Below are 25,720 nucleotides of genomic sequence, written 5' to 3'. Positions count from 1 at the left end.
GTTCTGCGTTCGTCGCGGCCGTCAGGTGCCCAGCGTTCGGATCAGCCAGGTACGCACCTTCTCGCGGGTGGTGTAGCCGTGGGCGCGGAGGAGAAGGCTGATGTCCTTCCCGCAGATCAGGCTCAGCGGATACCCGCTTTCGCGAACTTGGCGATAGATCGAGGGCTCGAAGAACGATGTGGTGACGAAGACGCCGAACGCTCGCCGGTCGCGCACGGTCACGAGCAGACGTAGCACGTCGCTCGCTCGAACCGGGTCGTCGGCGCGGTGACACCGGGCTGCGAAGCCGAACTCGAGGGCCATGGGGTCGTCGACGGGGCCGAGGAGATACCGTCCTGTCCAGTCGCCGTTCGTGGTGGGTTCCCCAGCGGGTGGCACGAGGTCGTGCGTCGCGGGTGCGGTCATGCGCCAAAGCGCGGCGGCGCAGCGTTCGAAGGCCGAGGAATCGTCGGCGCAGAACGCGACGATCTCCTCGACGAGGTCGTGCCCCGCCGAATCCGGGTGCTGCTCGTCGGAGGTGCGCGCCTTCGCAACGGATCGGGGGACGTAGGTGTTCGTCTCGACCCATCGGCGCCATGCCGGCGGGGCGGCGGGGCGGCGGATTCGCGTGAGCGTCGCAACGTTGCAGCGTCATGGTGTCAGGGCCGCGGCGAATGCGAGGGCGGGGGTCTGCCAACCGAGGGTCTTGCGGGGTCGGTTGTTGAGTCTGTCCTCGATCACGCGGAGGTCGTCGGGAGTGTGCAGGGACAGGTTCGTGCGCTTGGGCAGGTACTGGCGGATCAGCCCGTTCGTGTTCTCGTTCGTGCCGCGTTGCCAGGGGCTGCCGGGGTGGGCGAGGAAGACACCATCGGTGAAGTAGGGCGCGAGTTCGTGGTGGCGGGCCATTTCCGAGCCCTGGTCCCAGGTGAGGGTCCGGCGAGCGTGATTCGGGAGTGCGCCGAGTGCGGCGACGAGGGCGTCGCGGAGATGGTCGGCGGAGTGTCCGTCGGGCAGTGCCACCAGGAGGAGGTAGCGGGTGCGGCGGTCGACGAGGGTGGCCACCGCTGATTGGCTGCGGGGACCGACGATCAGGTCGCCCTCCCAATCGCCCAGACGTGACCGCAGCTCGACGACCTGTGGTCGGCGGTCGATGAGGACGGCCGGGGCCGCGAACCTCGCCGCCCGTTGGTCGGAGCGGCGGCGCTTCTTGCGAAGGGGCCGTCCGGTTCGGAGTTTTCTGGTGAGCGTCCTGCTCAGGCCGCCTCGGGCGCCCTGGTAGAGGGCCCGGTAGATGCTCTCGTGGCACAGATGTCGTTCGGGACGGTCGGGCCAGAGAGCGCGTAGGTGGGCGGCGATCTGTTCGGGGCTCCACTCCAGGTCGAGCCTGGCCTGGACCTCGGCCTTCAGCTCGGGGTCCGCGGCGAGCTTGACGCGGCGCGGTCGCCCGCCGCGTTCGAGACTGCGGTGATGGGCCAGGTCGGCGTCGTAGACGCCGCGGTCGTGTGGGAGGCTGTTGCGGCGCAGTTCACGGCTGATCGTCGACGGTGCCCGGCCGAGTCGCTCGGCTATGTCCCGGACGCCCAGGCCACGTTCGCGCAGAGTGGCGATCCTCTTGCGTTCCAGCAGTGACAGATAGCGGCCCGAGCGGGAAGCCTCCGGGAGGACGACCGGTGGCAGGCCGCCGCTCTCCGCCCTCCATCGATAGCCCGTCTTCCGCCCGATCCCGAGCTGCTTGCACGCGTCGACCGTGCCCACTCCGGCCGCCAGCAGGCGCCAGTATTCAGCCTCGATCTCCAACCTGCGCTTACGTCCCCGCCTCGCCATCGACACACCCCTAATGATCAAGGAATGTTGCGACGAACGTTAGAACCCAAGGACCCGCAGGGGGTCAGTTTTCAGAGAGCGTTGACAGGGGCACGCGTTCACGGCCCTGTCGGCCGCCTGCGGCTTCGCGGAATACGTCGCGGAGGAAGGCGTTGCCCTTGGGTGTCGTGTCGTGCAGGTCGCGCCCCGGTCGGTTGTTGTCCCCGTGGTAGAGCGCCGTTCCGCGGAAGGCGTCGATCGTGTCGGGCCACTCCGGTCGGCTCCGGTTGGCGTACAGCACGGCGAGCACGGTGGCGCCGCAGTGGACCCGTCGCCGGAATCCGCCCCGATTCGACGTCCCGACGATCCGGTGGATGGGATCGTGGTCGAAGCCGGTGGTCGGTCCTCCTTCGTAGACGACGTCGACGGTCAGATCGGTACTCGGCAGATCGGTGTAAGGAACCGAGGGGTCGGGCATGACCGGCATCGTAGCCTCGGCTCTCTTGTCCGCATCAAGCAGTTTCCCGCCGGTCGGTCACCGACGAAAGAAGGCGATGCCGCCGACGACTTCGACGCATCCGCACCGACCGGCCGGGCGGACGGGCGGGAATCACGTCGACGCGGAACGCCACGGAGAGCAGGACGGCCCATCCCGGCTTCCCGTGCGCAAATGTGCGAAGCGGGGATTAGACGAAAGCCGGTTCGTGGAGGGGCTGTTCGAGACCGGATCCGCCGCGACACAGGAGAAGACAACGGCACACGCGCGAGGGGCGGTCACGCCAGCGGGCGGCGGCAACAAGGCCGGAGAACGACCCGGGCCGGCGGACCCCGGCCCGCGGAACGGGCCTCCAAAGTCGAAAAGTTGACGATGCCGGCTTGGGGGCAGGTGTAATCGACGACGACGACGATGACGATGCAGCGCATGCGAGCGACCTACCGCGAGCAGGGCGTAAGGAGTCGTCAACCATCGCGCCACCCGCGATCCCGGTGGCGTGGGGCGGGCCGCCCGAACGCGTGGCAACCACGTTCCGGGATGTGCTCCGAAGGCGGCGGGAGCGTGCAGCCGGCTCCGCCGTTCGCGCCGACGGCGAAAGGCATCGTCGAGCGCACCTTCGGATCGATCAACTCCCTTTTCTGCCAACACCTTCCCGGATACACCGGCTCCGACGCCGGCCGGCGCGGCAGGGATGTCGAGCGTGAGGCGTGCTTCAGCGTCGCCCAGTTGCAGGACCTGCTCGACGAATGGCTCGTGCACTGGCACCACCGCCCCCACGAAGGGCTGCGACATCCGGTGATGCCGAAGGTCGCGTTGACACCGAACCGGATGTGGGCCGCCCTGGTCGCGGCGTGCGGATACGTGTCGGTACCGCTGAGCGGCAAGGACTACGTCGAACTGTTGCCGGTGCGGTGGCAGGCGGTCGGCGAATGCGGGATCCGCATCGACCACCGCAGCTACGACCACGAGGTCTTGGGCCCGTACCGGGGGCAGTCCTCCGGGATCGTCGCCCGAGGCGGGAAGTGGGAGGTACACCACAATCCCCACGACGGCCGCCAGGTGTGGATCCGCCTGCCCGACGGCGAGTTGACGGAGATCCCCTGGATCCACCGCGAGCACGCCCACCACCCGTTCGACGACCGCACCTGGCAATACCCGCGTGCCACCGCCGGCCCCCACACCGACGCCGACATCCACGAAGCGAACCTCGCGGAAGCCCTCGATCAACTCATGCGTCGTGCCCGCGCCGGAGGGGCCACCCGCACCGAAGAACGCCTCCTCGCCCGCGGCACACCCACCCGGATTCCCCCGCCAGCCCGTTCCGTGCGAGAAGGGCGGGAGCAGGGCCTCTGCGACAGCGTCCCGGGGAAAGGCGAGGAGAGCCTCGACGAACTCGACGACGGCCTCGACGAGTCACCGCTCCCGGGGCCGGACGCCGACGAGGACGAGCCCGGCTCCCCCGCCCCGCCGTACCCGGGTTACGGGCTCTACGACGCCCATGAGGAGGCCCTGAAATGGTGAGCCTCGGCGTGCACTCGGCCGAAGACCCGTGGGGCGACGGTGGTGACGCGACGGAACAATCCCGGCCGGTCACCACCTGGCAGGATTGGCAGAACTTCGTGGCCGCACCGCCCCCGGTGCCACCCGAGCCCGGCGCGCCGCCACGTGGCCGGGAGGAACGGCTGGCCTATCACTCAGTTCGCCCGCTATCTCGGCGTCCCCGTCACGGCCCGGATGACGCAGGCACAGATCACCGAAGCCGTCTGCCACACGTACGACCGGGCCGGTGTCCGCCTGGTCCTCATCGACGAGACTCCGCCGCCTCAACCCGCGCACCACCACCGGCGCGGAGACCGCGGATCTGTTGAAAGACCTCACCGAACGCATCGGCGCGACGTTCGTGTACGCGGGCATCGACGTGGCCGCCACACCGTTGTTCGCGGGTGTACGCGGGGCGCAACTCGCCGGACGGGCCTCACTGATCGAGTGCGGGGCGTTCCCCGCGCGGTTGGGGAAACGCGAACCGTTCACCGAGTTGATCGCCGGCGTGGAAACCGCGCTCGACCCGAACGCACACCGCGCCGGGACACTCCCCCGCCTCGCCGCCCACCTCCACCAACGCACCGCCGGACGGATCGGCAGCCCCCTCCCACCTGATACGCCAAGCCGCGATCACCGCGATCGACGACGGCACCGAACGCATCACCAAAACCAGCCTCGACCGGATCCGCCTGGACCACCTCGCCGAAACCCGGCACCACCCCGGCACCACCCGGCCACGCACACCCGGACGGTATGCCAGCGCCTCACCCCTGCGACCCAGTCCGAAACGCCGTGACCAGCACAAACACGATCCGGGCCTTTAGATGCACAGGGCTACGTGCAACACACCCGGGTGTTCTCAACGAAACCGCGATAATCCCAGGTCAGGCCCCCACGGCCCTCGCCGGGACGGCCACGAAACGTTCTCACCCAACCTGCAACACCCCAGCTCACACCACCACGCACACACCAACCACCACCCCCGGAATCACACCAGATCCGCCACCACCCACCCATCAGCCGGCAACGCCACACAGCGCCATCGACAGGCCCACGTTCGCCGAGCAGATCGGGCACTTGGACTACCGCTACCAGCGTGGAACCCAAGCCGTCTCCCGAACGGTCCAGGCGATCGGATTGGCCGTGGGAGGACGGGCCAGCAGCCGCCTGGCCGGGTTCCGAGAGATCCGTTGCGCACTGAGCGCCAGCTCAGCGTCGAGGCCTGAAGCAGACAGCAACCGTCGGCGGTGAGACTCTGGAAGAGTCACATTTGACGTTATCGCCGAGGAGGGGTCGAGGTGCTGTATCGATGCCGCCAGTGCGGAGATACCGGCCCATTCAACGCCATATGCGAGACGTGTCGGGACGATGACTTTCTATATGAGGAACCTGTAAGAGAATCATTGCCACCATATTTCCATGCTCCCCAACCAATATCGCCCGAGGCCCGGCGATTGATTCAATTGGATGAAGAAGCCCGGATGCGGGAGGAGGAGCCGGACAGACCATTCGTCACCCCGCCTGTCAAACGACAGAAATCCTGGCGGGAGCCGGACGGGTATGTCATATGCCGCAAGTGTGAAAAGAGTGTCGAAGAAGCCGGAAAAGGAAAGGCCGGATATCATCACCGGTGGTCCAGATTCAGCAGCGGAAACGTACCATGTCGTGGATCCGGGAGAAAGGGGACGCCAGCTCTTCGGACCGTCTACTCACCCCTTGACCCGCAACTCATCTATGACCTCGTCCCGAAGGCCACGAAGGAGGAGAAGGCACGGGCATTCATGGAAGTCTACTGCTGGATCAAAAACAATCTGAGTCCGCGCCAGTACGCAGACGCCATGGCCTGGATGGGGCAAACCAATGCTACGCACCACGCCGAACTCGTGCTGAAGAACCAGCTCCCAGGCGGTGTGCCGTGGGCTAAGACCAGCGAGCTAGCCGAGGGACTTCGGCGCCTCTATTTCCCAATGCTGGGCAAGCGTACACCAACCCTCGATTGGCAAAGGCGGGTGTGTGAATACCTCGGCAAGGAACATCCACGTGCCATCGCAGAGATGGAGAGAGTGGTCGAGAATGAAAGAATAGGCTATGAGCGTCGGAAATCTGGCAAGAGTTCATGGCAGCTGTAAGCCCCCGGCGGTGTTTTGTACCGTACTTCAGCTGGTCGCCACCTTGCTTATGGTCCTCTCCCTTCACTGGCCCTGCACCGGCAAGTACCCACAGCACCACCTCCCCAATGCGGCTCACTGTGACCTCTAATCGAATGCCTGCTGTGCCGGACCCCACAAGCAGACCATGCCGCTGAAATCCAGGCAGCAGATCCGGCTGGCTGCCGCTCGGCGATGACCGCGGACACCGGCTGACAGATCGCGGCCGGGCCAGACTGCAAGACACCCGGGCACAGCGTCCAAGCGTCCGTAGGCGATGCACGTGAACTATCCGTCGTGGTGCCACAATCACGGGGTGACCGGAGAGGGCGCGGAGCGCTCGCTGTCAGTCGGCTGTTCCGGCGGGGGCGACCCATTGGGTGGGTTGGCCGGTGACGGCGGCGATCATGTCGTAATCACCGTCGTAGTGCAGGACCACCACACCGTGGCGCTCCGCAGTGGCGGCGATGAGCAGGTCGGCCATGGACAGCGCCCGATGGAAACCCTTGCCCACCGTCAGGCGCTGCACGTCCTTGGCGCGATCCCACACCTCGTCCGGACAGGGCAGGTAGTCGAAGCCGGTGAGCAGGCGGTGCAGACGGTCGGCCTCGTCAGCGTCACGGGCGCTGTGCAGGACTTCCATTTCCACCGCCCCGGTGACCGCGAGGAGCCCGCGCTCGGACAGGTCGTCCAGGACGGGGCGCACGGCGGGTTTGCCCCAGCGGGCGAGCGCGGACTTGTCGATCAGGTAACGCTGCCGGTTCACGTTCACGAGACGTCGCGTGGGGCGGAGCGGCCCTCGTCGAGGAGGTCGAACTCGCCGGAGGCGATCGCGTCCGCCAACTCCCGCCGCCGGGCCAGTTTGACCGCGGCGAGCAGCGCCGCGTTCACCGTGGCGACCTTGGTGCTCGTCCCGAGGTGTTCCTGGGCCTCGGCGAGCAACGCGTCGTCGAGATCGATGAGCGTACGAGACATGAAGACTCCCCTGTCCTCGACGGAAAACAATCCCATGATATCAAAACTGGTCCATATTTGATATCAAGGCTGATCCGTGGCGTCCGTGCGATCCGGGGGGCGGGCCCGGTTACGGTCGGGGATCCGGGGTGGTGGGTCGTCGACCACGGGGCGGCAGCGTGCCCATGCTCGGCCCCTCACAGGCGCAACACCCGCGAAAATACCGGTACCACCGCAAGCAACACCGAGACGACAGCACGACCACGGTCCGGGAACCGGCACCACGAGGAGAGAAACCGTGCAGGAATCCTTGCCACTTTTCCCAGCCGAGACCTCACCACATCCCACACGCTGGCCCCTGTCACCGCTCCGCCCGCACCAGCGCGAAGCCGTCGACGCGATCATCCGCGCCCTGGAAAACCCCGAGACCGACGCGGCCCCGGATGGGCCGCACGGCGGCGCGCGGGCCACCGCGGTGATGGCCTGCGGCACCGGCAAGACGAGGATCGCCGCAGCGGTGGCCGCAGCGCTCGCGCCGCGCGGGCGCGTGCTGGTCCTGGTCCCCACTCTTGATCTGCTGACCCAGACCGTCACCGCCTGGCAGGGCGCCGGACGCACCGCCGGAAACCGGATCGCCGTGTGCTCCCTCGCCGGCGACCGCACCCTGGACGAGGCCGGCGTGCGATGCACCACCAGCGCACCCCGAATCGCCCTGTGGGCGGCCGGTGCGGGGCCGCTGACGGTGTTCGCCACCTACCAGTCGCTGGGCGCCGTCCTGACCGCCCACCAGGGCGCCTACGGCCTGGCCCTGGCCGGATTCGACCTCGTGATCGTCGACGAGGCCCACCGCACCAGCGGATCGATCGGGAAGGAATGGGCCGCGGTCCACGACAACACCCGACTCCCACCGCGCGCCGGCTGTACCTCACCGCCACACCCCGGGTGTGGGAACCACCCGGCAACAGCGCCTACAGCGAAGCCACCACCTCGGACACCAACCCCGAACTGCCCCCGGCCCTGGCCCAGGACGACGTGTGGGAGGACCTCGACTCGGCCACCGACCGGGCCGGCGGGGGTGAGACCGGGGAGTGGGACGACGAAGGCGGGGACGATCGTCCGGTTCGTGTGCGGGGCGGGCGGCCTGTCCACTCGGCGCTGAAGGCCCGCGCGGTCGCATCGGTACAACCACATTCGGCTCCACGGTGAGATCGGCCACGTTCCACCCGTCGAATACGAAGCCAAGCACTACCAGGGACTACCGAAACCGCAGGTCATCGCCACAACCCCGAGTCTCTAACGAACCCGGAGCGGTTCAGGCCGCCTGTACGAAGCCGCGGTTCTCCATCGCCGCCCACAGCATCGCCGCGTACGTGCGGTGCTGGTGGCGAGCTGCAACACCCCAGCCCACACCCCCACCCACACACCAACCAACCACCACCCAGGCTCAGGACTCATGTAGGGTCGGGGGCTGGCGCGGTGGCAGAGTACGTCCGCCCCGTTTCCAGCCCCCGCCACATCGAACCGTGCATGCGGTTCTCCCGCACACGGCTCACCGACGCCGTTCACCACCGGCATTCGGCCTACCCCGCCAGTCCCGGAAGGGCCTGGGTGCAACGACGGGCCCGTGCAGGCCGATCAGGTCCGGTCGGCCGCGTGAGGCGAACGCCACCACGGACCAACCGAACGCTCGGCTGCGGCGATGTCGCTTGGCGAGGAATCCCGCCAACCGCATCCGTGCGTAGGACCCGATCTTGTCGAAATGCCGGGCCGAGTTCCCGAACCGGAAATACGCGGCCCACCCGCGCAGGAACGCGTTCACGTCCTGCACGATCACATCGACGGGAAGCAGCAGTCGGCGCCGTTCCGTGAGTTCACGGATCCGGTCGCGGGCATGCTGCACGGCCTTGTTCGCAGGCCAGCGGGCGAGGAAGGTCACCGGGCGCTTCCCATCGCGCGACCGGGAGGCCACCAATCGGTGGTGGAAGCCGAGGAAGTCGAGCCCCTCGCCTCCCACTTCGAGGTGGACGATCCTGGTCTTGGCCGCCTTCGGCTCCAAGCCGAGTTCGGCCAGCAGGAACGTCAGCCGCTCCAGGGCGGCTTCGGCCTGCTGCCGGGTCGCGCACATCACCACCGCGTCATCGGCATAGCGCACCAGCACTCCGTGCTGCCTCGTCTGCCAGGCCCGGTCGATCCGGTGCAGGAAGACATTGGCCAACAAAGGGGATAGGACTCCTCCCACGCAGTAGGTAACTTCGACTTCGATGCCGTTCTGACGTTCCGTCGGCTGGAACAGTCCCGCCGGAAGGGGGACGGCTGACATGTTCGGCGCTACGTTCGTAGTACGGCTGCTCGCCGGGGTGCCGGACGTGCCCGTTCCGCTCAGCGACGCCGGGTGGGGTGTGGGCGGGTGCGGTGATGACCGAGCGCAGGGCCGAGGCCGAGTATCTCTTCGATCGTCTCGGCGCGGCCGAGTTGGCCGGCGCCTACCTGTGCCTGGTTCCCGAACGGCGGGGACGGATCCCGGCGCCCAGCGGTGCGGAAGGTGACAGTCATGACCAGTGCGGCACTGTATGCCCGGGTCTCCTCGGCGAAGCAGAAGGAACAGGAGACGATCGGCTCCCAGCTCGCCGGGCTGCGCGCGCACGCCGAACGGCTCGGGCTCGACGTGCCCGAGGAATGGGTCTTCGCCGACGACGGCTTCTCGGGGGCGACGCTGGTACGACCCCAGTTGGAGAGGCTGCGCGACCTGATCGCGCAGGTGCCGGTTGACGTGGTGCTGTGCCACTCGGCGGACCGTCTGGCCCGCAAGTACGCCCACCAGGCCCTGCTGATCGAGGAGTTGGCCCGGGTCGGCACCGAGGTTCGCTTCGTCAAGGCCCCCAGCACCCACAACCCCGAGGACGTGCTGCTGGTGCAGTTCCAAGGCATGATCGCGGAATACGAGCGGGCCCAGATCGCCGAGCGCACCCGCCGCGGCAAGGCCCACCGCGCCCGCACCGGCACCGTCAACGTGCTCTCCGGCGCCCCCTACGGCTACCGCTACATCCGCCGCGGCGAACACGCCGACGCCCTCTACGAGATCGTCGAGCACGAGGCCGCCACGGTCGCCGAGGTCTTCCGCCGCTACGCGTACGAAGGCAGCACGCTGGCCGACCTGACCCGCCGGCTCACCGAGGACACCACCACACTCACCCGCACCGGCAAACAGCGCTGGGACCGCTCGACGGTCTGGGCCATGCTCCGCAACCCGGCCTACGCGGGGCGCGCGGCCTTCGCCAAGACCATGCGCGTCGAGGCCACCGCGGTCCTCAACCGCGCCGCCCGCCTGCAGGGCCGCACCACCCCCAACAGCCCCACCGTGGTGCGCGAGCGTCCCCGCGAGGAGTGGATCGAGATCCCGGTCCCGCCGCTGGTCACCGAGGAGGTCTTCGCCCTGGCCCAACGGCGCCTGGCCGACAACGCCCGGTTCGCCCCTCGCAACAGCAAGACCCCCTATCTGCTGCAGAGCCTGGTGTCCTGCGCAACCTGCGGCTATGCCTACTACCGCACCTCGACGCGCACCACCAACAAGCGGATCAGCTACTACCGATGCCTGGGTTCGGACGCCTGGCGCTATGAGCACGGCAAGGTCTGCACCAACACCCCCGTGCGCGCCGACCGCCTCGAAGACCTGGTCTGGAACCAGGTGATCGCCCTCGTCTCCACACCCGCACTGATTCAGGCGGAGCTCGACCGGCGCCTGGCCCGGATGCGGGCCGGCGACCCCGGCACCGCCCAGCGAGCCCGCCTGGAACGGGCCCTGGCCAAGACCACCATCGCCATCACCCGGCTGATCGAGGCATACCAGGAACAACTCCTGTCCCTGGCCGAACTCCGCTCCCGCGTCCCTGCCCTGCGCGCCCGGGAAACCGCCCAACGCACCCAACTGGAGGCCCTCGCCGCCCAGTCGGTCGACCGCCAGAGCTTACTCAAGCTCGCCGAGAGCCTCCAGAGCTTCCTCGCCCGCCTGCGCGAGAAGGCCACCACCGCCGACATCCTCGAACGCCGGAAAGTGGTCCGACTCTTGGTCCGCGAGGTCCTCATCGGCCCCGAGAAGGTCACCATCAGACACTCGATCCCAGCCGGCAGCCCCGACCCCACCCCGGGTTACCTATTGCGCGGGAGGAGTCACCACCCCGCCCTGCGGAGTACCGGTGACCGGCCGGCGGACCTGCCCGTCCTCCATCACTCCGGCCCGCAGCATCGCGCGCAAGAGCTTCAGGACGGACCGGTCACAGACGCGTTCCTCGACCGCGTGCATCAACTTCTCATGGTCAATCGCCTCGAAACAGTTGGCGATGTCGGTCTCGACGACCCATCGCCGTCCCCGCCAGGACTCGTCGATCAGGACCTGGAGGGCATCATGCGCGCCGCGCCCGGGCCGGAACCCAAACGAGCAAGGCAGCATGTCGGCCTCGAAAACCGGCTCAAGCACGAACTTCAGTGCCGCCTGCACGATGCGGTCGCGGACTGCGGGAATCGACAAGGGCCTTTGCTCCGGGGTGCCGGGCTTGGGAATGAACACCCGGCGCGCGGGAAGCGGTCGCCACCTGCCGTCCTTCAACTCCGCGGCCGGCTCGTCGAGAAGCCGGGCGACCCCGTACTCCTCGACCTGCGCGAGATCGACCGAGTCGATGCCCGGTGCGCCGTTGTTGCGACGCACCGTCGACCACGCACGCGCCAGGACGTCCCTGCGGTGGACCTTGTCCCCCAGCGCGTGGAACCGCCGTCCGGGATCGGCCTTGGCCGCCCGGTAGAGCGCATGCTGGAGGGCACGGACCGGATCCGAGGGAGAACGTCCCCCGACGGCGGGAATAGCCACGCGGGCACTCACCGGGCCCCTCCACTTCAGCAGTACGCATCGACGAAGCAGCGGCCCTTCCCTCACCGACGGTTGTGTTGTCCGTCCGGCTCAAGCAGTACTACGGCCGCCTCCGACGCCCACCCGACCCGCTTCCCCTTCCCGGGGTGCACCCGGTTATAGGTCGCGATGCTTCCGACAGCGCTCTTGCCGCAGGCTGTCGGGCCGGGGAGGGCCTCCCCAGTTCCCGTCGTCACCGTCGAAACGTTCCGTGTCCCATACGCCGGGGAGTCCTTCGCGGCTGCCCTCCAGGGTCTTCACCGCTTCCATGGCCTTCGCCCTGATTTCGGGGGCTCGGCTCTCCCTGTCCCCACCCTCACGGGCGGGCCTCTAACGACGCCGCAGACTTCGCGTGATGCTACGGACCGCTTCTTTGCTCCCCCTTCACAGGGCTTTCGACGCTGGACTTCGACGCCGGGCGTTTCCCCCCGACGCCGCCAGCCTGCTACCGGGCCTCCTGGCAGCTACCCGGACCGGACTCACACCGGCAGGCGACGACGAGCTTACGCACCAGTGATCAACCATCTACATGGCCAACCTCCAAATCCTGCTGGGCGTACCAAACATCGAGGTTAGGCACTCATGCTGTTCGAATCTTCAACATAAACTGAGATCGAAGCCGAAACGATGTCCATCGAGAAGGGTCCTCGCACCCGAATCCAAATCAGTTCCGGGATTGGATCGGCAAGAACTCTATATCGAGCAATTTCTTCCGGCCAGCGATTCAAGCCGGGCGGCAAGCGTTCAATGGAAATCGACTCGAGAATCTCTTGATCCTCACCTGGGACCCCGCTCATCGAGAAGTGGTGAATATTATCCAGTGATAGTACGATGCTGGGCTTGCCCTCCCAACAGAGTTCAAACTGCAGGGAATCCACTCCCGAGATAATCGAGAGAGAGGTCCTTCGCAACGCGTATCCTTCGCACGTCGCGACGACGCGGATCGCATCTTCAAAAATGGTCATCCGACCCCACATTCGAACCGACTCGGCGCACACCGAGTAATGAACTGAAGCCTAGCAGAACGGCTTGATCATCTCTCCCGTATCGTGACTCAGAGTATTCTTGCCATCGGGCCCAACGCGCCTTGACCCGTTCTTCGTGTTCGGCCCGTTGTCAACGACTACGGATCGCGAAACGCGACCGTCAGCATCTCTCAGGGTGATCTTGCTTCCGTCTTTCGCCCTATAGGTGACATATCCCCGCTCCGACCATGAGTGCAGATCAAATCCGTGCTGGGTTAGGATCCGGTCCGCCTCATCAAGCGTCGTGTTACTGAGGTCAGGTAGCCGACCTGCGGCACCATTTCCATTGTCGTTGTGGACCAATATCGACGTGGTCCCGACAGACACATAATAGGTGTGGACATAGTCGACGGTGAGGTCGTGCGTGCGTGCTGGCTGCCCGAACCGGCGGACTGCCTCAACCCAGATCCATGTTCCGTCCGGGCTTCGGAGGTGTTGGCCCGGTTTGAGATCGCCTGCGTCAACCCATTCCTTCAGGTCGGGGACCCAGAAGGGGTGGTTGGTGGTGGCGATGATAGAGGCTTCGCCGTCTTCGGTTTTAATCGTGAGGTCGGCAAATTCCTTGTCGTCCTCGGTGGTGATGGCGGCCAGGACGGTGCGGGGCTTGGACTCGCCGGTCTCGGGGTCGGTGGCCAGGACGGCGTCGCCCGGTTGGACGTCCTCAATGGCCTTGGTGGTGCCGTTCGCCATGAGGACGCCGGTGCCGGGGACGAAGCTGTGGCAGACGCGGGCGTACTTGTTGATGACGCCTTGGGCCGCTCCGCCGGTCAGGGCGCCTATGCCCGCGTCTCCGGCGATCTTGACCAGGGACTCCATGGAGCTGCGGTCGCCGTGGTTGAGCTGGTCGTCGAGAGCGCCGTAGATCGAGTTGCCGAGTGCGCCGCACAGCATGGCCCCGCCCACCGCGGCCGCGCCGGCGGTGGCTGCGCCCGCGCTTGCGGCGGCTGCCATGCAGCCCCATTCGGCGAGGCCGCCGGCCACGATGGGGGCGACCTTCTTCCAGTTGTCCTGTACGTAGTGGGCCGCCTGGCTGGTCTTCTTCTTGGCCGCGCCCCACGCCTTCGCGAAGGGGTTGTCGTTGCCCTTGCCCTTGCCCGTGTTCGAGGAGGAGGGCTTCTTGGGCTTGTCCATGCAGTACCTGACGCAGCCGGCCGTGCCCCCGGGGGCTGTGGGCGAGGTGGTGGTCTGGTCGGTTCCGGAGCCTCCGCAGGCCATGACGTTGCCGCAGTAGACGGGGTCCGGGTCGCAGGACATGACGTTGCCGCAGTAGGCCATGCCGGACGGGTCGGACTGCGTCAACGGGTTGTTGTTGCTGTAGGTGTAGCCGTGCATCTGGCCCGCGTCGGTCAGATCCATGATCGGGTCGACGCTGATGAAGCGGCCCAGGTCCGGGTCGTATTCGCGGGCGCCGACGTGGGTCAGGCCGGTGGCGTCCATCGGTTTGCCGAGGAAGCCCTTGTCGTCGGGCCATTGGCCGTTGGCCTGGGTGGGCTGGGGGCCGCGGGGTTCGCCGAAGGGCTTGGACTGGCGGCGAGTTGCGTCCAGGGTGGCGGAGTCGAGGGTGCTGACCGGGGTGCCGTGGTGGTCGGCCGCCATGTACACGATCGCGCCGTTGCCGCTGCGCACGACGGCGGCGCCGCCGGCCGTGGGGTAGTAGCGGGTGCCGACGACCGGGCCGGACTGGTCGGTGTTGGTGGTGAGTTCGTCGCTGCCGAGGTAGAGAGTGGTCTTGCCGGCCTCGCGGCGGATGATCCGCTGGCCGTCGGCGTCGTAGAGGTAGTCGCTGCTGCCGGTCGCGGAGGCGACCTTGGCAAGCTTGTCCTCTTCGTTCCAGGTGAGGGTCTGGAGGTTGGCGTCGGCGCCGGGGCGGGTCTTGATGCTGCCGTTCGCGTCGTAGGTCAGGCCCGTGGTGACGGCCTCGCGGGTACCGGTCTTGAGGGTGACGGTCTCCAGGCGGTGGGTGCGGTCGCCGGCCTGGGCGCCGGGGCGATAGCCGTACTCGGTGGTGACGTTCTTGGCCGGGTCGTCGGTCGCGTCGTGTTCGACGAGTTTGGTGCGGTTGCCGACCGCGTCGTAGTCGAAGGACTGCCAGTACGGGTCCGGGCCGCCGACGGTCGCCGTGCTCGGGGCCTGGGTGACGCAGCCGCCGATACCGGGGACGCTGGGGGCGGGCAGGGTGGTGGTGCCGGCGGTGTCGGTCCAGGCCTGCTTGAGGCGGCGCAGGCCGTCGTAGGCGAAGCACTGGGTGTCGGTGGTGGTGCCGTCGCGGACGGTCTTGACGGAGGTGACGTCGCCGCTGGGCTTGTAGGTGTAGGAGGTGGCGTCCACGCTGGCCGTGGTCGCGGTCTGCTTGTCCCAGTTGGTGGACAGCAGGCGGCCGGTGGCGGGGTCGTAGGCGCTGGTGAACGCGGCTTGGAGGGGGGCGTCGCCGAGGGTGGCGCGGATGTTGCGGCCGAAGACGTCGTAGATTGCACGGTTCAGATACGCCCGTTCGCCGCCGAGCTTGGTCCGCAGTCCCTGGGTGCTGTAGGTGCTGCTCAGGGTCTCGGCAGGGAGACCGCCCTGGGCGGGGACGTCGGTCTTGATTGGCAGGCCCAGGACCGGCTCGTAGGTGGTGGCGGTGGTGTAGGTGCCGGCGAGTTTGCCTTCGGCGGAGGGGATGGTGACGCGGGTGCCGGTGGGGCGGTAGGTGCCGGGTTCGAACCCGGTGATCTCGCTGGTGTACTTCGCGCCCGACTTGCCGCCGACGTAGCGGGAGGAGCCGTCCGCCTGGCCCTTGGCGTAGCGGTCGTACGTCCACTCGGAGAGCAGGTTGGCGTCGGCGACCGTGTCCTTGTAGGTAGCGGTCTTGCGGCCGAGCGCGTCGTAGGTGTAGGCGAGGATCTGGCCGCGGGCGTCGGTGGTGCCGGTGACGCGCCCGACGAGGTCGTAGCGGGTGTCGGACGGGCCCTTGTCGGGGTCGTCGACGTGGGTTTTGCGGCCGAGGAAGTCGTAGGTGTAGGTCCAGGTGTTGCCGCCCGGGTCGGTGACGGTCTTGAGTTCTTCGCGCGGGGTGTAGGTGTAGGTGATCTTCGAGTAGTCGGTGCCGGTGGGGGCTCCGCCGTTGTACTCGCGCAGTTCCTTCGGTTTGCCGCGGGCGTCGGAGATGGACAGGGTCGCGGTTCCGCCGGGCGGTGGGGTGACCCGGGTCTCGTCGGCGCCGACGTAGGCGGTGGTGGTGCGCCACTGCTCGATGGCCTTGGAGGAGAACGTCTGGGCGGTGGTGCGGCCCATGCCGTCGTAGACGACCGCGTTCTGGCCGGGGACTTCGTTGTCGTTGGCGACGAAGAGGTCCGTGTTCGGGAGGTCGTCCTCGTTCAGGTAGGGCGTATTGGTCTTGTGGGGGCGGCCGAGGCTGTCGTGGAAGGTGTCGGTGATCATGCGCCCGGCCGCGTCGTTGACCGGGTCTGATTGGGTCTGGCGTTCCTGGAGGAAGCTGTTGAGGATCCGGTGCGAGACCGCGTAGTCCTTGTTCAGCTTCAGGGTGCGGGTGGTGACCACCGAGGGGCCGGTCTTGCTGGGCGCGTAGGCGAATTGCAGGTCCGCGTTGTCCTGTTTGGTGTGGCCCGGTTTCCACACCGCGATCAGCCGGCCGAGAGTGTCGTACTCCTGCTCGATCACCAGACCGTTGGCGTCGACGGCCTTGACCGGAAGGTTGCGAGCCCCCGCGTAGACGGTGGAAGCCGTCCAGTTGGCGGGGCCGGTGACGGCCACCGTGGTGGGCAGGCTGCCCGCGGCAGGGGTGTACGCGGTCGTGGTGGTCTTGTTCTCGGCGTCGGTGGCCTTGGTGACGCGGCCGTAGGCGTCGTATTCCGACTTGGTGGTGGTGACCCAGTTCGGGGTGCCATCCGCCTTGTAGTCGATCACCGCGTCGGTGGAGGTGGTGTCGCCGACCGCGCCGACGTCGCCGTAAGGCTTGTTGTCGTAGAGGGTGTGTGACCACGCGTACACGGTGTCCTTGGACGGCGTGGTTGCGCAGGTGCCCACCAGAGACCGGGTTTCGGCGGGTTTGCCGATGATCCACGCGGACGTGTTGTGTGCGTAGGTGGTCTTGGTGCAGTACTCGGGCAGGCCGTCGGCCTTGTCCGAGACCGTCTCCGGAAGGCCGTGGACGGGCTCGAACGTGGTGGACTTGGAGGTCTCGCGCCACGTGGTGCCGTCGGCGAGGAGACTGCGGTCCCGGGTCTTCTCGGTCGCGGTGCGGCGGGCCGTGAGCGGGGGTAGGCCGCGGACGCGGGCGTGGGTGGCGGTGACCGCCGAGGCGTGCGGCGTGCTGAGGGAGGTTGCGGCCACCGTGCCGCCGTCGCCGGTGAACGTCTTCGTCTCGTAGGCGAATCCGGCGTGGTGGTTCGCGTCGACGATCGACGCGCCGGTGGAGTCGGTGAGGGTGACGGCGCGTGTGGTGCCGTCCTTCCTCACGTCGGCGTCCATGCCGCGCAGGTAGAACGTCGCGGACTGGGTGACCGGGTCGGGGGCGACGCCCGAGCGGGTGATCACCTGGCCGTAGCCGCGGTACTGGTTCCAGGTCCGGCGGTCCTTGCTCTTGGGCCGGGAGGCTTCCTTGTCCTCGGTGAGCTCGGAGTCGTCGCGGTGCCATGCGGCGCCGCCGACGTACTCGTAGCGGGTGGAGCGGTTGGGGGCGGTGGTTGCGATGTCGTGTTCGGTGACCTCGGCGACGGTGTACTTGTGGAACCAGTGCAGGACCGGTTCCGCGTCCTCGTCGTAGTTCCACCACATCGGGTAGCACGCCTTGGTGTTGGCGTCCGGGGTGGGGAGGGTGGCCGGGGTGCACTCGGGGGTGTTGTACACGACCGTGGTCTGGCCGCCGGTTTCGTTCGTGATCCCCTTCAGGCGGCGCCGGTTCATCGGCGGCGCCAGGTCACCACCGGCGTCGACGCGGTTGTGCATGAACTCGCCGGTGAAGTCGACCGAGGGGACGTCGATCTTCTTGGCGCCGTCCCAGGCGGTGCGGGTGATCGAGTTCAGCCACAGCGTCGGGGAGGAGCCGTCCTGCGGGTCCGGGTAGTCCTGGCCGAGGGCGTATTCGTCGACCGTCTGGTAGCCGGCTCCGACGAGGGACTGGGTGACGATCTTGGTGAGGCGGCGGGTGGAGAAGAACGACTGCCCGTGCTCCTCGCACGTGCCCGACGTCGCGCACTGCTTGTCGACGGGTACGTCCGGCCACTTGGCGGCGTTGGCCTTGGTCATCTTGGCCGGGTCGCAGTCGAACCCGTCCTTGACCAGGCATCGCTCGGCGGTGTCGAAGAGGACCTGGGCGGTGGGCGGGGTGGTGTCGGTGGTCTTCGACCCGTAGGTGATCTTGGCGAGGGTGCCGCCGCGGGTGTACTCGGTCAGGGTGCCGGAGCCGACCAGGACCGTGCCGCGGGTGTATCGGTTGGTCTCGGCGTTGTACCAGTAGGTGACCATGCCGCCGCGCGGGTCCACGACGTAGTCGAGGTTCCAGCGCCACCCCTGCCGGCACCAGGACGCGTCGAACCCGGCGGTCTTGTTGCAGGGTTCGCCCGCGTTGTTGCCGTAGACGGGCGCGGACCAGGTCGAGTTGGTGGCGGTGTCCTGGTTGTTGCCGCCCGGCTTGTGGCCCACGCCGAAGTAGTACTGGACGCCGTCGCCGGTGGTCAGGCGCCAGTACTCGCCGTTGTCGTCACCGTTGACCGCACCGGTCAGGGGTTCGATGCGGGAGTCGTCGTCGCCTTCCAGACGCCACTTGGTCTTGTCGGTGTCGTCCTGGATCAGGGTCGAGGACTTGCCGTTCAGGGACAGCGTCAGGGAGTTCTGGTTGGACCAGCACTTCTCGCCGGACTTGTCCTGGCCGTCGCGCGCGCAGGACTGGTAGGAGCGCTCGACGAACCCGGGTGAGTATTCCCAGCCCTCGCCGATCCAGGAGGCCTGGTTGTTGGTGGAGGTGGTGCGGCCGTCCACGGCGCCCGAGTTGTAGGCCAGACTCACGGTCGGCGCGGTGCCGCCGATCGCGGGCGGCACGCCGATCGCGTACGACCAGTTCATCGAACCGGAGTTGCCGCCCGCCGACCACTGACCCGACGGCGACAGCGAAGTCGCCTTGTAGTCGCCGGAGGGACCCGACGCGTCCGCCGTCGCGGCGAACACCATCGCGCCGCCCGTAGCGGGAGCGTTCGCCGACTTTGCGGTGGTGGGCGAGGCCGCAGTCAGGTCGACGTCGGCGAGTACGCGGTTCTTGACCCGGTCGTTGCGTCCGCCCGTCACCGGCGTCTTGACACGACACGCGGGAACGTCCGGCGTGGTCAGCGCGCACTCGGGCATCGACACCAGACGCAGCCGGGAGGACCAGTCGGCGCCGAACGCGTCCCGGAATCCCGCGTAGTCGACGCCGACGGTGACCTTGCCGGGGGCGGTGGCGGTGTCGGTGGGGCGGACGGTGATCAGGACGCCGTCGACGCCGGCCCGCTCGGCCGCGGCGTGGTCGGCGACGGTGACCTTGAGCCGTCCCGAGGGGCTCGCCGCGCCGGTCGCGGGGGCGGCGAAGGTGTTCGAACGCAGGGGGCCGCGGGCGGAGGTGTCGGGGGTGGTGATCCATACGGGGGTGCCGGGGGCGTTGCCGCCGGTAGGGGCTGCCAGCAGGGACGAGCCTCCCCGCGCGACGAAGTTGGACGCGGGCGCCGGGGTGGTCTCGGACTCGGCCGGCTTGGGCCAGGTGGTCGCGGTGGGTTTCCACGAGCGGTGGCCGTCGCCGGGGATCGGTCGCGCGTCGGGTTTGGGTGCCTTCTTTCCGCCGACGGAAGGCGTCTTGGGCAGGTCGCGTGGTGACCATCCCTCGTTGTCGGGGCGGGATTCGATCCAGTCGACGGCCTGGGCCGGGCCCACGCTCGCCGTCAGCGCCAGGACCGTCGCACCCGTCACGAACAGGCGCGCCGCACGCGACCCTCGTGCACGCCGGGACTTCGATCCCCACGACCAACCACGCATGACGAACCCCCACCGAGACAGGACGGATCCCGCCCCCGAACAGGCGAAAGATCACAGACGGAGCGCACCGTACGCGGCAAGTTCCCTGCGGGTAAAGGGAGTTCCCGTGGGTGGATGTGTGCTTCGTCACTACAACCCAACCGGTCGCTCGAGAGTCCCCGGCAGGACCGAATCGCCCGTTGGCAGGCATAGTTCGGCAATTCGAAAGCGCCTTCGAGAGACTTGATTCCTTGTCGATATATCGAATGAGTCGATGTGATCTGCGTCACCTGGTGAAGGGTTCCGGCCAACCGGTACGTTCCGCGCATCTATGCGCGCTCGCGCCCCGCACCGCCAACTCTCCCGAGGAGCACCCTTCATGGGGCACCCGCCTCCCCGCCCACGCCCATACGCACGAGGACTGTCGGCGCTCGTCGGCGGACTCGTCACCTTGTCGATGACGTGCGCCGCCGGCGCCGCCGGCGCCGCCGGCGCCGCGCCCCACCACGCACCCGCCACCGCATCCGCCGCCGGGGTCTCCACCTCGACCGCGGGCAGCGCCGCTGCGGGTGCCCCGTCGGCCGAGGCGAAGGCCGCGGCCGAGGCAAGGGCGACCGCGCAGGCCGTGCGCACCGGAGTCCCCGTCCCCGTACCGGAGTTGACCACCGAGACGGACACCGTCACCGCGAAGCCCGACGGCGTCCTGGCGCTCGAACGGACCGTGGAACCGTCGCGGACGAAGAAAAGCGGTGTCTGGCGCGACCTCGACCCGACGCTGGCACGCGCCGCGGACGGGACGGTGCGGCCGGCCAGCACGACCGGTGACCTGCTTCTGGGAGGCGGTGGCACCACGCTGCTGGCGTCGATGACCAACGGCGGCCGCAAGCTCACCTTCACCTGGCCCACGACGCTGCCCACGCCGGTCCTCGCCGGCGACGGCGCGCTCTACCCCGGTGTCCTGCCCGACGTCGACCTCAAGGTCACCACCGGCGAACAGGGCGGCTTCACCCACACCCTCATCGTCAAGACCGCCACCGCCGCGAAGAACCCGCAACTCGCCACGCTCAGGCTCGGGATGGCCACCGACGGCGTCACCGTCACCGAGACGGCCAACGGATCACTGGCCGCCAAGGCGGCCGACGGCAAGGTCGCGTTCACCGCGCCCGCGCCCGTGATGTGGGACTCGCGCAGCACACCCAAAACCTCCCCCGCCACCGGGAGCACGAAGACCGCGTCCGCGCCGGCCGGGACGCAGGACCCGCCCCCTCCGGTACCCGCGGACGAACTCGTCTCCACCGACAGGCGCCCCGGTATCCACGCCACCACCGCCCCGCTGGAAGCCGCCGTCACCGGCACCTCGCTGACCCTGACACCGGACGCGAGCCTGCTCGGCGCGGCGGACACGGTGTTCCCGCTCTACATCGACCCCGGCTGGGCCCCCATCCCCTTCCGCGACAACATCAGCACCTACGGCTGGGCCCAGGAGGCCTACCCCGACACCCCCGGCTACGGACGCACCGACTACCAACCCGGTGCCGGATACCAGCGCTGGCGCACCAAGACCGGCCTGGAACGCACCTACTACCGGGTCGACTACAACTGGCAGGGGCGCCTGAACGGCAAGGTCATCAAGCGCGTCACCTTCAACACCACCCAGGTCGACTCCGCCGTGAACGGCTGCGAGGAAAACCTCGCCCAGCCCGTCTATCTGTACCTGGCCAGTGACACCCTCACCAACGCCACCAACTGGGACAACAGGCCCACCGAACAAGGCCTGTGGGGCACCGCGTCGGTACCGAGCTCCAGCGTCGACTCCCACTGCGGAAATCGCCTGGTCGACTTCGACATCACCGCCAACATGCTCCCGCACCACAACTGGGAGTTCCTCACCCTCAGCGTCCAGGGCAAGGAATCCCCCCAGAGCACGGCCAACAACGGGTTCAAGCGGTTCTCCCGCAACGCCGCCGACAACTTCATCTACATCGAGTACAACACCCCGCCCAACCAGCCCACCAACCTGCGCATGACGCCCGTCCCCGTCAACGGGGGAACCTCGGGCAACGACGGCTACATCGGCGCCGTCAACCCCGCGGTGGGCGGCGTCAGCCTCTACGCCACCGTGACCGACCCCGACCGCGTCCAGACCCTGGACGCCAACTTCGTCGTCACCGAGGTCGGCAACGGCGACCCCGTCGTCCACACCAGCGGATTCGTCTCCAAGGGCGCAGACGGCCACGAGGCCCGCGTCGACCTCCCCGTCGGGCTGCTCCTCGACGGCCACACCTACAGATGGACCGCCCAAACCGGCGACGGCGACGCGAGCTCGCCCCCCACCGTCGGCCGGACCTTCACCATCGACGGCACACCGCCGTCGGTACCGACCGTCGACAGCATCGACTACCCGAAGGCCGGCGGAGGCAAGACCGCCGGCGACAAAGGCACCTTCACCTTCACCGCCGTCGACAACGCCTCCGGCGTCGACACCATCGAATACGCCCTGAACGCCACCATCCCCGTCGGCGGCGCCGCCCGCGCCACCTGGGACGACATCACCAAGATCTGGAGAACCGACCCCCTGCCCGTCGTCCTGTGGGGCGCCAACACCCTCTACGCCCAAACCGTCGACAAGGCCGGCAACCGCTCCCAACCCACCATCTACAAGTTCTACGCACCCTCCGACCCCCACGCCAAAACCACCCTCGGCGACGTCACCGGCGACGGGCGCATCGACCTCCTCACCGTCGACGACGCCGGCGCACTGCGCATGTACGCCGCCGACACCGACCCCGCAGCAGGCGGCACCATCGCCTCAAGCACGCTGCAAGGGCCGCCCAACGCCAATGGGAAACGCACCTGGGCGGGATCGCTGATCACCCACCGCGGCGGGGCCGGCATCACCTACGACGACCTGTACGCCCACGCGAACGGACAGCTCTACCGCTACTCCAGCGCCGGCGCGGGCGCCCAGGGCCAATACTTCACCAGCGCCGTCCGCGATGTGATCACCCGCCCCGGAACCTGCAGCGATCCCACTCGGCCCGGCGGCAACTGCGCGGCGTACACCTCCGACTGGTCCCGGGTCCGGCAGATCCTCGCCCCCGGCAATGTCGACAACGACCTCAGCGGATCCCGCGTCGCGCGCCTGGACCTGCTCACCCTCGAGAACAACGGTGACGGCAGCGCCGGCCTGTGGCTCTTCCACGGCGACACCTCCGGCGGCGCCTTCGACAAGGCGATCCCCCTGGGCACCGCCGACTGGAGGAACCTCGACCTCCTCGCCCCCGGCGACGTCACCGGCGACGGGCTTCCCGACCTGTGGGCTCGCGACCGCGTCACCGGACAGCTCCACCAGTACGCGTCGAAGAAGAACGCCGACGGCAGCGTCGACGTCACGGCGTTGGGGAACACCGCCGCGCGCACGCCGATCGGGACCGGGTTCGACGCCGCCGCCTACCCCAGGCTCAACTCCGACGGCGACCTCGACGGCGACGGCAAAGCCGACCTGTGGGGACAGGCCGCCGACGGAAGGCTCTACGTCGCACTCGGGATCACCCCCGGGCCGGACGGGAACGCGTTCGGGCCGATGCGGCTGATCGCGGACAACCAGACGCCGTGGACCACCTGCGAGAAGTTCCCCTCGGCGGGGAACCCGAACATCAAACTCGACCTGTGCGGGCCGATCCTGGCCAAGTACAAGGCCACCGGCGGGCCCACCGGGCCGCTCCGGCTTCCCACCAGCGGCGTGGTCGACGACGGCGGCATCGGCAAGTACGCCGACTTCCAGGGATCCGCGAACGACGGCACCACCAACGCCCACATCAACTGGTCCCCCACCACCGGCGCCTGGTCCCAGCGCGGTGACACCCGCACGAAGTGGCTCCAGAGCGGCGCCCTCAACGGGCCGCTCGGATACCCCGTCTCCGACGAGACCACCGTCCGCGACGGCGCCGGCACCGTCGTCGGCCAGATCACCCACTACGCCGGCACAACCACCACCGGAGCCGGCGCCGTCACCTGGACCGGCGACACCGGCGCGCATGTGATCAGCGGGGAGACCTACAACCGCTGGCAGGCCACCGGAGGCCCCCGCGGCACCCTCGGCTTCCCCGCCACCGACATCGCGAACACCCCCACCAAACCCGGCACATACACCCACTTCCGCACCCCCGGCGCGAGCGCCGACAACGGCTCCGTCTACACCAGCCCGAACAACGGGGCGTGGGCCGTCTACGGCAGCATCCGCAACCGGTGGGCCACGCTCGGCTGGGAACAGGGATACCTCGGGTTCCCCACCAGCGACGAGTACGACATCGCCGGCGGGCGTCGCGGTGACTTCCAGGGCGGCTACGTCCGCTGGAACTCCGTCACCGGCGCCGCCGTCGACCACCGCCCGGGCGACGGCACGAGCGCGCAACGCAACGAATACTCCGGCGACTTCGACGGCGACGGACGCGACGACGTGCTGACCGTCTACGACCACGGCCAGGCCACCACCGCGTTCTTCGTCTCCCCCGGCAACGCCGACGGCAGCTTCGGCGCGCCCCGCCAGGCGTGGGTCAGCCTCGCCGGGCACTTCGACGTCGGACGCACCAAGTACAGCGTCGGGGACTTCGACGGCGACGGGCGCGACGACATCGCCGCCCTGTACGTGTGGACCGACGGCAGCACCTCGCTGTTCAAATTCATCGCCCACCCCGGCGGCGTCTTCTCCGACCCGATCCCCGGCTACGTCACACCCGCCGGGAACTGGGACTGGAACAGGGCCGCCATCCTGGCCGGCGACTACAACGGCGACGGCAAGGACGACGTCGCCATGATCTTCGCCCAGGTCATCGACCCCGCCGGCGGCACCACCTCCGTCCACACCTGGATCATCCGCAGCGATGGCGCCTTCGACACCCCCGTACCCGGCTGGCAGTCCCCGCCCGGCACCTGGAACGCCGGCTCCGCCAAATACACCGTCGGCGACTACAACGGCGACGGACGCACCGACATCGCCGCCCTGTACGGCTGGGCCGACACAAGCGTCACCCTCCACACCCTCCTCGCCCAACCCGACGGGAAACTCGCCGCACCCGTACAGTCCTGGCGCGCAGCCCCCGGAGCGTGGGACTGGAACAAGGTTCAACTCACCACCGGCGACCACAACGGCGACCACCACGTCGAACTCGGCGCCATGTACGACCTCGGCGGCGGCACGACCGAATACCGGACCTTCCCCAGCACCGCGGCGGGACTGTTCACCGACCCCAGCGTCGCCTGGCGCTCCGCCCCCGGCACCTGGGCAACCAGCGCCGCATGGCCCCTGACCGGCGACTACAACGGCGACGGACGCGACGACCTCACCGCCATGTACGAATGGACCGACGGCTCCACCACCCTCGACGCACTCCTCGCCAACCCCGACGGCACCCTCACCCGCGCCCCCCAAGGATGGCGCGCCCCACCCGGCACCTGGTAACCACGACACCGCACACCGACCCGACCCGTGCCAACAAACGGAGCCCGGCGCACACCCGCGCCGGGCTCCGCCCATTTCGGGTGTGAAGTCCGCGCGCTTCGGGCCGGGTTGCCGCCGCCGTGGGTGAGTGCTGTTCGCGGTAGGGCGGCCGGCCATGCGTGCCGGGCCGGATGCGCGGATCGGTCCCGGGTGCGCCACCGGCCGGCCTGTTCACCCGTTCGGGCGGGCTCGTTCGTCTCGATCGGCGCCCACGCCGGGGGCCGGGTTGCCGTAACCGTGAGCGGGTCCCCATCGCGGGGTCCACACGTTCGCCGGCGGCGCGTTGTGCGGGCTGTGCCCCGCGACGGACGACAGGACACGGCTCCGACCGCGGCAACACGCGGTCGGAGCCGTTCTTTTCGTCGCGCGAGCAATCGGACGCAGGGACGGGCC

13 protein-coding genes and 1 pseudogene are annotated in these 25,720 nt (G+C 68.4%); 5 read left to right on the top strand and 9 right to left on the bottom strand.

All coding sequences use genetic code 11. The features are described 5' to 3' along the window. Positions 1-21: 21 nt before the first annotated feature. The 3 genes from OG948_RS59505 to OG948_RS59495 form a co-directional block, all read right to left on the bottom strand. Positions 22-405: a hypothetical protein gene (locus OG948_RS59505; RefSeq protein ID WP_331773378.1), complete on the bottom strand. Its 384-nt coding sequence runs from the start codon at positions 403-405 to the stop codon at positions 22-24. Positions 406-630: 225 nt separating this feature from the next. Next, positions 631-1,803 carry an IS30 family transposase gene (locus OG948_RS59500; protein ID WP_331773377.1) on the bottom strand — a complete coding sequence of 391 codons (1,173 nt, stop codon included), beginning with the start codon at positions 1,801-1,803 and terminating at the stop codon, positions 631-633. A gap of 64 nt (positions 1,804-1,867) precedes the next feature. After that, the gene (locus OG948_RS59495) at positions 1,868-2,260 is read right to left on the bottom strand and encodes a hypothetical protein (protein WP_331773376.1); all 393 of its coding nucleotides are present in this window, start codon (positions 2,258-2,260) and stop codon (positions 1,868-1,870) included. Between the two features lie 579 nt (positions 2,261-2,839). On the opposite strand from OG948_RS59495, the gene OG948_RS59490 reads away from it, so the two are divergent. Both OG948_RS59490 and OG948_RS59485 read left to right on the top strand, forming a co-directional pair. Next, positions 2,840-3,799 carry a Mu transposase C-terminal domain-containing protein gene (locus OG948_RS59490; RefSeq protein WP_331773375.1) on the top strand — a complete coding sequence of 320 codons (960 nt, stop codon included), beginning with the start codon at positions 2,840-2,842 and terminating at the stop codon, positions 3,797-3,799. A gap of 1,502 nt (positions 3,800-5,301) precedes the next feature. Further along, positions 5,302-5,949, top strand: a complete 648-nt coding sequence (locus tag OG948_RS59485; protein ID WP_331773373.1) for a hypothetical protein — start codon at positions 5,302-5,304, stop codon at positions 5,947-5,949. Positions 5,950-6,313: 364 nt separating this feature from the next. On the opposite strand, the gene OG948_RS59480 is transcribed toward OG948_RS59485, so the two are convergent. Continuing rightward, complete coding sequence (locus OG948_RS59480) at positions 6,314-6,733, bottom strand: PIN domain nuclease (protein WP_331773372.1); 420 nt, start codon at positions 6,731-6,733, stop codon at positions 6,314-6,316. 2 nt (positions 6,734-6,735) lie between these two features. After that, positions 6,736-6,942 carry a type II toxin-antitoxin system VapB family antitoxin gene (locus tag OG948_RS59475; RefSeq protein WP_331773371.1) on the bottom strand — a complete coding sequence of 69 codons (207 nt, stop codon included), beginning with the start codon at positions 6,940-6,942 and terminating at the stop codon, positions 6,736-6,738. 277 nt (positions 6,943-7,219) lie between these two features. Here OG948_RS59475 and OG948_RS59470 point away from each other — a divergent pair, with 277 nt between their 5' ends. Continuing rightward, positions 7,220-8,080: a DEAD/DEAH box helicase family protein gene (locus OG948_RS59470; protein WP_331773370.1), complete on the top strand. Its 861-nt coding sequence runs from the start codon at positions 7,220-7,222 to the stop codon at positions 8,078-8,080. Positions 8,081-8,470: 390 nt separating this feature from the next. Here OG948_RS59470 and OG948_RS59465 read toward each other — a convergent pair whose 3' ends face one another. Continuing rightward, positions 8,471-9,241 carry a group II intron maturase-specific domain-containing protein gene (locus OG948_RS59465; RefSeq protein WP_331773369.1) on the bottom strand — a complete coding sequence of 257 codons (771 nt, stop codon included), beginning with the start codon at positions 9,239-9,241 and terminating at the stop codon, positions 8,471-8,473. A gap of 231 nt (positions 9,242-9,472) precedes the next feature. Here OG948_RS59465 and OG948_RS59460 point away from each other — a divergent pair. After that, positions 9,473-10,597: pseudogene (locus OG948_RS59460) on the top strand (recombinase family protein); the annotation flags it as partial. Between the two features lie 474 nt (positions 10,598-11,071). On the opposite strand, the gene OG948_RS59455 reads toward OG948_RS59460, so the two are convergent. The 3 genes from OG948_RS59455 to OG948_RS59445 form a co-directional block, all read right to left on the bottom strand. Next, entirely contained in the window at positions 11,072-11,485 is a 414-nt protein-coding gene (locus OG948_RS59455; RefSeq protein WP_331773659.1) for a reverse transcriptase domain-containing protein, read from the bottom strand. A gap of 908 nt (positions 11,486-12,393) precedes the next feature. After that, positions 12,394-12,786 carry a hypothetical protein gene (locus OG948_RS59450; RefSeq protein ID WP_331773368.1) on the bottom strand — a complete coding sequence of 131 codons (393 nt, stop codon included), beginning with the start codon at positions 12,784-12,786 and terminating at the stop codon, positions 12,394-12,396. A gap of 51 nt (positions 12,787-12,837) precedes the next feature. Further along, the gene (locus OG948_RS59445) at positions 12,838-19,782 is read right to left on the bottom strand and encodes a polymorphic toxin-type HINT domain-containing protein (protein ID WP_331773367.1); all 6,945 of its coding nucleotides are present in this window, start codon (positions 19,780-19,782) and stop codon (positions 12,838-12,840) included. Positions 19,783-20,206: 424 nt separating this feature from the next. On the opposite strand from OG948_RS59445, the gene OG948_RS59440 reads away from it, so the two are divergent. Beyond that, positions 20,207-25,288: an FG-GAP-like repeat-containing protein gene (locus tag OG948_RS59440; protein WP_331773366.1), complete on the top strand. Its 5,082-nt coding sequence runs from the start codon at positions 20,207-20,209 to the stop codon at positions 25,286-25,288. Positions 25,289-25,720 lie beyond the last annotated feature (432 nt).

Source organism: Embleya sp. NBC_00888 (genome assembly GCF_045207655.1).
Taxonomy (GTDB): Bacteria; Actinomycetota; Actinomycetes; order Streptomycetales; family Streptomycetaceae; genus Embleya.
This window is presented reverse-complemented; position numbering and strand designations above follow the sequence as displayed.

What these genes read in the sequence shown, in the direction of transcription:
- OG948_RS59500 (WP_331773377.1), bottom strand. Translation starts at nt 1,803, where the DNA reads ATGGCGAGGCGGGGACGTAAGCGCAGGTTGGAGATCGAGGCTGAATAC.
- OG948_RS59505 (WP_331773378.1), bottom strand. Translation starts at nt 405, where the DNA reads ATGACCGCACCCGCGACGCACGACCTCGTGCCACCCGCTGGGGAACCC.
- OG948_RS59465 (WP_331773369.1), bottom strand. Translation starts at nt 9,241, where the DNA reads ATGTCAGCCGTCCCCCTTCCGGCGGGACTGTTCCAGCCGACGGAACGT.
- OG948_RS59440 (WP_331773366.1), top strand. Translation starts at nt 20,207, where the DNA reads ATGGGGCACCCGCCTCCCCGCCCACGCCCATACGCACGAGGACTGTCG.
- OG948_RS59485 (WP_331773373.1), top strand. Translation starts at nt 5,302, where the DNA reads ATGCGGGAGGAGGAGCCGGACAGACCATTCGTCACCCCGCCTGTCAAA.
- OG948_RS59450 (WP_331773368.1), bottom strand. Translation starts at nt 12,786, where the DNA reads ATGACCATTTTTGAAGATGCGATCCGCGTCGTCGCGACGTGCGAAGGA.
- OG948_RS59495 (WP_331773376.1), bottom strand. Translation starts at nt 2,260, where the DNA reads ATGCCCGACCCCTCGGTTCCTTACACCGATCTGCCGAGTACCGATCTG.
- OG948_RS59475 (WP_331773371.1), bottom strand. Translation starts at nt 6,942, where the DNA reads ATGTCTCGTACGCTCATCGATCTCGACGACGCGTTGCTCGCCGAGGCC.